Below are 7,758 nucleotides of genomic sequence, written 5' to 3'. Positions count from 1 at the left end.
GCCGGGCGTTCCGTCGGGGCGACCGCCCGGCCGCCGCCGTTCCGCCTGCGGGCAACGCCTCGGCGCGGATGCGCGGATTCGGCGGACGCGAACGCCCGGAGCCGGCGTGGCAGCTCCGGGCGTTGACGCTCCGGGGGTTCGGGACGGGCCGGAAGGCCGCGCGTTCGCCGTTACGCCGGTTCCGTCCAGGCGCGGGGGCGCAGGGGGAGGCCGGAGCCGCCGGTGGAGGTGGTGCGGACGGCGAGGACCTGGTGGATGCCGATCCGGGCGCGCTCGAAGGACAGCGCCGAGGCGGCCATGTACAGGCGCCAGACGCGGGCCCGGCCCGGTGAGGTGAGGCGGACGGCCTCGGGCCAGTTGGCCTCCAGGTTGCGCACCCACTGGCGCAGCGTCAGGGCGTAGTGCTCGCGCAGCGACTCCGTGTCCCTGACCTCGAAGCCGGCCTCCTCCAGCAGCGAGACGGTGCGGCCGACCGGGGCCAGCTCGCCGTCGGGGAAGACGTAGGCGTCGATGAAGGGGTCCACCCGGTAGCCGTTCTCGTCCGCCACCGGCGGCCGGGAGATCTGGTGGTTGAGCAGGCGGCCGGCGGGGCGCAGCAGGCCGTGCAGCCGCTCGGCGTACTCGCGGTAGCGGGCGGCGCCCACGTGCTCGGCCATCCCGATGGAGGAGATGGCGTCGAACGGCCCGTCGGACGTTTCGCGGTAGTCCTGGACCCGGATCTCCACCCGGTCCTCCAGGCCCTCCTTGGCCACGCGCTCGCGGGCGTAGGCGGCCTGCTCGGCGGAGAGGGTGATGCCGACCGCGTGGACGCCGTAGTGGCGGGCGGCGTGCAGGACCATCGAGCCCCAGCCGCAGCCGACGTCCAGCAGCCGCTGGCCCTCGCGCAGGCCGAGCTTGCGGCAGATGAGGTCGAGCTTGGCGGTCTGGGCGGCCTGGAGGTCTTCGGCGCCGCCGCCCCAGACGGCGCAGGAGTAGACCATGGAGGGGCCGAGGACCAGCTCGTAGAAGGGGTTGCCCACGTCGTAGTGGTGGCTGATGGCGGCCCGGTCGCGGCGCAGGGAGTGCAGCGGGCCCTGGCGGCGGCCGATCTCCTCGGGCGGCGGGGGCGGGGGCAGCGGGAGCTGGGGCCCGGCGAGGGCGAGCAGTTCGCGGGCGGCGGCCAGCTTCTGGCGGGCGTCGGCGGGGGCGCGGTCCTGCAGGGGCGCGAGCAGCTTGTCCAGGACGGCGTACAGGTCGCCCTCGACGTCGAGTTCGCCGGCCACCCAGGCGCGGGCCAGGCCCAGCTCGCCCGGCCGGAACAGCACCCTGCGCAGCGCGCGCCGGTGCCGCAGCACCAGCACGGGGCCGCCCGGCGGCCCGGCCTCGCTGCCGTCCCAGGCCCGCACGCGGACGGGGAGCGGGATACCGAGCAGTTGCCCGGCGAGTGCGGCGATGCGGGGGGCGGCGACGGCCATAGGGACACCTCCGGGGGAAGGCCGGCAGGAGAACGGGAGAACGGGAGAAGCGGGCTGCGGAACGGACGAGACGGCGACGAGAACGCTCCCAAAACGAGCAAAAAGCGAAGCGTTCGCGACCACGTTCGCACCAGATGAGGGAGGAAACGCTCACACCGGGCCGCCCATTCCACCCGTTCCGCCCGTCGCCTCAGCCGATTGGGCCCCCGGGCCCCGCAGCCGCGCCCCGCAACGGGCGACGCCGCCGGGACCACGTGGATCCCGGCGGCGTCGCGCCCGTGATGTCCGCCCGGTCGAACCCGGGCCTGGCGGGGCCTCAGCCCGCCTTGGCGGCCGTCCTGCTCTCCTGCCGCGTCCCGGCCTCGGCCGCGGCCGTGACCGGCGCGGCGGCCTCGTAGAACTCCTCGCGCGGGTGCTCGATGGCGCCCAGCGAGACGACCTCGCGCTTGAGGAACAGGCCCAGCGTCCAGTCCGCGAAGACCCGGATCTTGCGGTTCCAGGTCGGCACGGCCATGCCGTGGTAGCCGCGGTGCAGGTACCAGCCGATCCGGCCGCGGAAGCGGAGGGTCAGCGGGCCGAGCTTGATCATGGCCACGCCCTTGCGCAGCCCGAGCCCGGCTACCGCGCCCATGCTGGCGTGCTTGTACTCCTTCTGCGGGAAGCCGCGGAGCCCGGCGATGACGTTGTCGCCCAGGACCTTGGCCTGGCGCAGCGCGTGCTGGGCGTTCGGCGGGCACCAGGCGTTCTCCACGCCCGCGGCGCGGGCCGCGAGGTCGGGCACCTGGGCGTTGTCCCCGGCCGACCAGATGCAGTCGGTGCCGGCCACCTGGAGGGTGGGCGTGGTGTCCACGTGTCCGCGCGGGCCCAGCGGCAGGCCGTAGTGGGCCAGCGCCGGGTGGGGCTTGACGCCCGCCGTCCAGACGATGGTGTGGGAGTCGGCGGTGACGCCGTTGCTGAGCACCACGTGCCCGTCGACGCAGGACTTCAGCGAGGTCTGCAGGTGCACCTCGATGCCGCGCTTGCGCAGGTGCTCCAGGCCCCACTCGCCGAGCTTGTGCCCGACCTCGGGGAGGATCTTGTCGGCGACGTCGACCAGCAGGAAGCGCATGTCCGCGCGCTCGATGCTGGGGTAGTACTTGGCCGCGTCGCGGGCCAGGTCCTCCACCTCGCCGATGGTCTCCGCGCCGGCGAAGCCGCCGCCGACGAAGACGAACGTCAGTGCCTTGCGCCGGACGTCCTCGTCCGTCGTGGAGTCGGCCTTGTCGAGCTGCTCCAGCACGTGGTTGCGCAGACCGATGGCCTCTTCGACGCCCTTCATGCCGATGCCCTGCTCGGCCAGACCCGGCACCGGGAAGGTGCGGGAGACCGCGCCGAGGGCCACCACCAGGTAGTCGAAGGGGACCTCGTACGCCTTGCCGACCAGCGGCGAGACGGAGGCGACCTTGCGGTCCTGATCGATGGAGGTGACCCGGCCCGTGAGGACCTCGGCCTGGGGCAGCACCCGCCGCAGCGGCACCACGACGTGCCGCGGAGAGATGCTTCCGGCAGCCGCCTCCGGGAGGAACGGCTGGTACGTCATGTACGAACGCGGGTCGACGACGGTGACGGTTGCCTCGCCGTAGCGCATCTTCTTGAGGATGCGGCGGGCTGCGTACAGTCCGACGTACCCGCCACCAACGACGAGAATTCGGGGACGCTCCGTGGTGCTCATGGGATCGAGTATCCACCCGTCCCCGGAGGGGGGCTCGTGAGGGGCTTCACAAGCAGAACCGGCCGTTCTGCTACACTGCGCCGCCGCCCGCCGAGGACGTTCGCCCCGGGCGCCGATCCGCGCAGGTGAGGGGGCCCGCGACCCGTCCGGCGCCCCTCCCGGGCCGGCCGGCGCCGGTGCTCAACGCCCCGCGCACCCCGTCGTTTCCGGACACGGGCGGCCTCGGGGGCGCGCGAGCGGGCCCGCGCACCCCCGTTTCATGTGAAAAACTTCACGAACTTGTTTCCGGCGGGCTTCCCAAGCCCCTCCCGGGCGCCTCACCAGCAACGCGCCCGGGAGGTGAGCGGCCCGCGGATCAGCCCTCGGCCACGCTCCACAGGATGCCGTCGAGGATGTCGTGCTCGCTGACCACGACCTCGGCGGCGCCCGTGCGTTCCATGATCTTCAGCAGGATCAGCGCGCCCGCGCCGATGACGTCCACCCGGCCCGGGTGCATCACGGGGATTGCGGCGCGCTCGGCGTGCGTGGCGTCCAGCAGGCGCGTGGTGATGGCGCGGACCTGATCGGCCGTCACGCGCGCGTGGTGGATGGCCTCGGAGTCGTAGGAGGCCAGCCCCAGGGCGATGGCGGCCACCGTGGTCACCGAGCCGGCCAGGCCGACCAGGGTGTGCGCGCTGTCCAGCGGGACGCGCTCGGCCGCGAGGTCGAGTGCGGCCTCCACGTCCGCGGCCACCGCCGCGACCTGCGCGGGCGCCGGCGGGTCGGAGATCCGGCCGTCCTGGGTGAGGTGCCGCTCGGTCAGCCGCACGCAGCCGATGTCCACGCTGCGCGCCGCCCGCACCCGGTCGTCGCCCAGCACGAACTCCGTGGAGCCGCCGCCGATGTCGCACACCAGGAACGGCGGGGCGACCCCGTGCCGCCCGGCCAGCTCCCGGGTGGCGCCGGTGAACGACAGCCGCGCCTCCTCCTCGCCGGTGACCACCTCGGGGAGCACGCCGAGGATGTCCTTCACCCCGGCCGTGAACGCGTCGCGGTTCTCCGCGTCCCGGGAGGCGGAGGTGGCCACGAAGCGCATGCGGCCGGGCGGGACGCCGTGCGCGGCGATGATCCCGGCGTAGCGGCGGCAGGCGGCGAAGGTGCGCTCCAGGGCCTCGGGGGCGAGGCGGCCGGTGCGGTCCACGCCCTGGCCGAGCCGGACGATCTCCATCCGGCGGTCGAGGTCGGTGAGGCGCCCGGTGGCCGGGTCGGCGTCGGCGACCAGGAGGCGGATGGAGTTGGTGCCGCAGTCGATCGCGGCGGCTGCCGTCATGGGGTCGGATCCTCCGGTGCGTGGTCGTGGCCGGGCGCCGCTGCGCCCCGGTCGTCGCCTGCGGCGCCCTCCGCGCCGGGCGGCGGCACGCAGGGGCCCTTGCGCCACCACTCGGGCAGCAGGGCCAGGGCCTCGTCGCCCAGCGGGTTGACGCCGGGGCCCGCGGCCAGGGAGTGCGCGACCAGGACGTGCAGGCACTTCACGCGGTCGGGCATCCCGCCCGCGCTGGGGAAGCCGGGCAGCACCTCGATGGCGTCCCGGCGGGCGAGGTAGTCCTCGTGGGCGGCCCGGTAGGCGTCGGCCAGTTCGGGGTCGGCGGCCAGCCGGGCGGTCATCTCCCGCATCACGCCGTCCGCCTCCAGGGTGCCGATGGCGGAGGCGGCGCGCGGGCAGGTCAGGTAGTACGTCGTGGGGAACGGGGTCCCGTCCGGCAGGCGCGGGGCCGTCTCGACCACGTCGGGATTGCCGCAGGGGCAGCGGTGGGCCACGGCGCGCAGGCCGCGCGGCGGGCGGCCGATCTGGGCCTGGACGGCACGCGCGTCCTCTTCCGTGGCGACGGCGTCCGGGGGACCCGGCGTCGGGGGCGGGGCGGGCTTCACGGTGGGCTCTTCCGGCTCGGTTCGGGTGCGGCGCGTCCGGCGCCGCCGGGGTCGGAGGGGGCGGAACGCCCGGGACGGGGGCGTTCGGGAACGGTCGGGGCGGGACGTGCGGGGCGGGCGAGGCGGGACGTTCGACCGCGGCGTGCGGGGCGGGCGTTGGTCGAAACGGTCCCGGTGACGGCGTGTCCGGGCCGCGTGTGCCCGGGCCCGCCGGCCGGGGCGGCCGGGGGGGCACCCGGCGGCGCGCCGCCGCGCCCGCGGGCGCGGCCCAGCGGCCCCGCGCGGCGAAGCGCGCCGGGGCCTAGCCCGGCCGGGCGGTCGTGCCGTCGGCGCGGTCCAGGCCCTCCCAGAGCGTGTCGTACCACGGGCGTTCGGCGGGCGCGCCGCGGGTGCGGGAGCGTTCCGCCTCGTCGGCGCCCGCGTCCGCCCCGCCCCCGGGCAGGAGGTAGCCGGTCTCGCCGGGGCGGACGAAGTTCAGCCGCTCGCGGGCCTCCTGCTCTACGTAGGCCGGGTCCTGCCAGCGGGCCTTGGCGTCGCGCAGCCGCTCGACCTGCTCGCGGTCCTCCTCGGCCTGCTCGCGCAGCTCGGCGATCTCGGCCCGCTGCTGGATGTACTGCCGCAGCGGGTAGGCGAGGGCGACGACGAGGGAGCACAGCACCAGGGCCAGCACCGCGGCCCGCCCGGTGAGGCGGGTGCGGCGCGGCGGGCGGCGCAGGCGGCGGTTCTCCGCCTGGTAGACGCGGGCGGCTGCCTGCTCGCCGAGCAGCCGCAGCCTGGTGGCGGTGGAGAACCGGTCCCGGGCCACGTCGCCTCCTCCTCCGCGCTGCTCCCGGCCCGGGGCCGGGCCGGTCGCGGCACGGTCGCCGAATGCCGGTGGGCCTGCCGTCGGCGTGCCCGCCCCTGTCCCCGCCACCGTACGGGAACGGCGGCGGGGACGGGCGGCAGGCGGCGGGGACGGGTCCCCGGAAGGGGGGCGGCCGGGGCGCGTCAGCCGCGGAAGCGCGGGAAGGCGCTGCGGCCGGCGTAGACCGCGGCGTCGTCCAGGATCTCCTCGATGCGCATCAGCTGGTTGTACTTGGCGACGCGCTCGGAGCGGGCGGGGGCGCCGGTCTTGATCTGGCCGCAGTTGGTGGCGACGGCCAGGTCGGCGATGGTGACGTCCTCGGTCTCGCCGGAGCGGTGGGACATCATGCACTTGAAGCCGTTGCGCTGGGCCAGCTCGACGGCGTCCAGGGTCTCGGTGAGGGAGCCGATCTGGTTGACCTTCACCAGCAGGGCGTTGGCCGCGCCGGAGTCGATGCCGCGCTGGAGGCGCTCGGGGTTGGTGACGAAGAGGTCGTCGCCCACGAGCTGGACCTTGTCGCCGAGCAGGGTGGTGATGGCCTGCCAGCCCTCCCAGTCCTCCTCGTTCAGCGGGTCCTCGATGGAGACCAGCGGGTAGGCCCCGACCAGCTCGGCGTAGTACGCGCTCAGCTGCTCGGCGGTGTGGGGCTTGCCCTCGAAGGTGTAGCTGCCCTCGGACCAGAACTCGGTGGCGGCGACGTCCAGGGCCAGGGCGATGTCCTGGCCTGGGGTGTAGCCGGCCTTCTGGATGGCCTCGACGATCAGGTCCAGGGCCTCACGGTTGGAGGACAGGCTCGGGGCGAAGCCGCCCTCGTCGCCCAGGCCCGTGCCCAGGCCGCGCTCCTTGAGGACCTTCTTGAGCGTGTGGTAAGTCTCGGCGCCCCAGCGCACGGCCTCGGAGAAGGACTCGGCGCCGATGGGCGCGATCATGAACTCCTGGATGTCCACGTTGGAGTCCGCGTGCGCGCCGCCGTTGAGGATGTTCATCATCGGGACGGGCAGCAGGTGGGCGTTCGGGCCGCCGAGGTAGCGGAAGAGGGGGAGGTCGCGGGACTCGGAGGCGGCGTGGGCGACGGCGAGGGAGACGCCGAGGATGGCGTTGGCGCCCAGGGAGGACTTGTCGGCGGTGGCGTCGAGGTCGAACATCGCCTGGTCGATCAGCCGCTGCTCGGTGGCGTCGTAGCCCACCAGCTCCGGGCCGATCTGCTCGATCACGGCGAGCACGGCCTTCTCCACGCCCTTGCCGAGGTAGCGGGCCTGGTCCCCGTCGCGCAGCTCCAGCGCCTCGAACGCCCCGGTGGACGCCCCGGAGGGCACCGCGGCGCGGCCGGTGCTGCCGTCGTCGAGGCCGACCTCGACCTCGACCGTGGGGTTGCCTCGCGAGTCGAGGATCTCGCGGGCTACGACGACGTCGATGGACGGCACGAGGTTCTCCTTCGGTCCGAGTGATGTCTTCGGTGGTGTCCTTCAGACCTGAAGAGCGTAGCCGCCCCGGGTGCCGCCCCTGTCGGTCAGCTCGCCGTCCGGGGCGGGGGCCGCCTTGAAGGCGCAGCTCAGCGGGGGTGGGGGCGTTTTGTTTATGAAGTGAATAAAGCCCGGTGCGAGGGGCGTCACACCCCTCGCACCGGGCCGGGCCTCAGCGGAGGCGCCTCAGAGGGCCAGCTCCTGGCCGGGCAGGATCAGGTCCGGGTCCTCGCCGACGACGTCGACGTTGTCGGCCCACAGCTGGGGCCAGGTGGTGTCGTACTCCTCGGCGATGCCCGAGAGGGTGTCGCCGCGCTGAACGGTGTACACCCCGCCGTCGCGGCGGCCGTCCGAGGAGGGGGCGGCCGGAGCCCGCCC

General features: G+C 74.7%; 7 protein-coding genes. All 7 read right to left on the bottom strand.

Annotated features, from left to right (window positions below; translation table 11 throughout):
- Positions 1-170: 170 nt before the first annotated feature.
- On the bottom strand, positions 171-1,454 hold the full coding sequence (locus RM780_RS27295) for a cyclopropane-fatty-acyl-phospholipid synthase family protein (RefSeq protein ID WP_311633589.1): 1,284 nt from the start codon (positions 1,452-1,454) through the stop codon (positions 171-173).
- A 316-nt stretch (positions 1,455-1,770) separates the two neighbouring features.
- Positions 1,771-3,165: an NAD(P)/FAD-dependent oxidoreductase gene (locus RM780_RS27290; protein ID WP_311633588.1), complete on the bottom strand. Its 1,395-nt coding sequence runs from the start codon at positions 3,163-3,165 to the stop codon at positions 1,771-1,773.
- Between the two features lie 355 nt (positions 3,166-3,520).
- Positions 3,521-4,474: a Ppx/GppA phosphatase family protein gene (locus RM780_RS27285; RefSeq protein ID WP_311633587.1), complete on the bottom strand. Its 954-nt coding sequence runs from the start codon at positions 4,472-4,474 to the stop codon at positions 3,521-3,523.
- A complete protein-coding gene (locus RM780_RS27280) occupies positions 4,471-5,073 on the bottom strand; it encodes a DUF501 domain-containing protein (protein WP_311633586.1) in 603 nt (200 codons plus the stop codon). The genes RM780_RS27285 and RM780_RS27280 overlap by 4 nt, the downstream gene beginning before the upstream one ends.
- Positions 5,074-5,374: 301 nt before the next feature.
- Positions 5,375-5,878 carry an FtsB family cell division protein gene (locus RM780_RS27275; RefSeq protein ID WP_311633585.1) on the bottom strand — a complete coding sequence of 168 codons (504 nt, stop codon included), beginning with the start codon at positions 5,876-5,878 and terminating at the stop codon, positions 5,375-5,377.
- Positions 5,879-6,060: 182 nt separating this feature from the next.
- Complete coding sequence (gene eno / locus RM780_RS27270; protein ID WP_311633584.1) at positions 6,061-7,341, bottom strand: phosphopyruvate hydratase; 1,281 nt, start codon at positions 7,339-7,341, stop codon at positions 6,061-6,063.
- 225 nt (positions 7,342-7,566) lie between these two features.
- Positions 7,567-7,758 (bottom strand): LysM peptidoglycan-binding domain-containing protein (locus RM780_RS27265; RefSeq protein ID WP_311633583.1); only part of this gene is annotated, 192 nt, incomplete at its 5' end.

The sequence above is a fragment of the Streptomyces boetiae genome (assembly GCF_031845405.1).
GTDB classification, from domain to species: domain Bacteria; phylum Actinomycetota; class Actinomycetes; order Streptomycetales; family Streptomycetaceae; genus Streptomyces; species Streptomyces boetiae.
The sequence above is the reverse complement of the archived record's forward strand: the minus strand, read 5'-3'. Positions and strand labels throughout refer to the sequence as shown.

Coding starts and splice junctions, on each gene's coding strand:
- RM780_RS27290 (WP_311633588.1), bottom strand. CDS start 3,165: ATGAGCACCACGGAGCGTCCCCGAATTCTCGTCGTTGGTGGCGGGTAC.
- RM780_RS27285 (WP_311633587.1), bottom strand. CDS start 4,474: ATGACGGCAGCCGCCGCGATCGACTGCGGCACCAACTCCATCCGCCTC.
- RM780_RS27295 (WP_311633589.1), bottom strand. CDS start 1,454: ATGGCCGTCGCCGCCCCCCGCATCGCCGCACTCGCCGGGCAACTGCTC.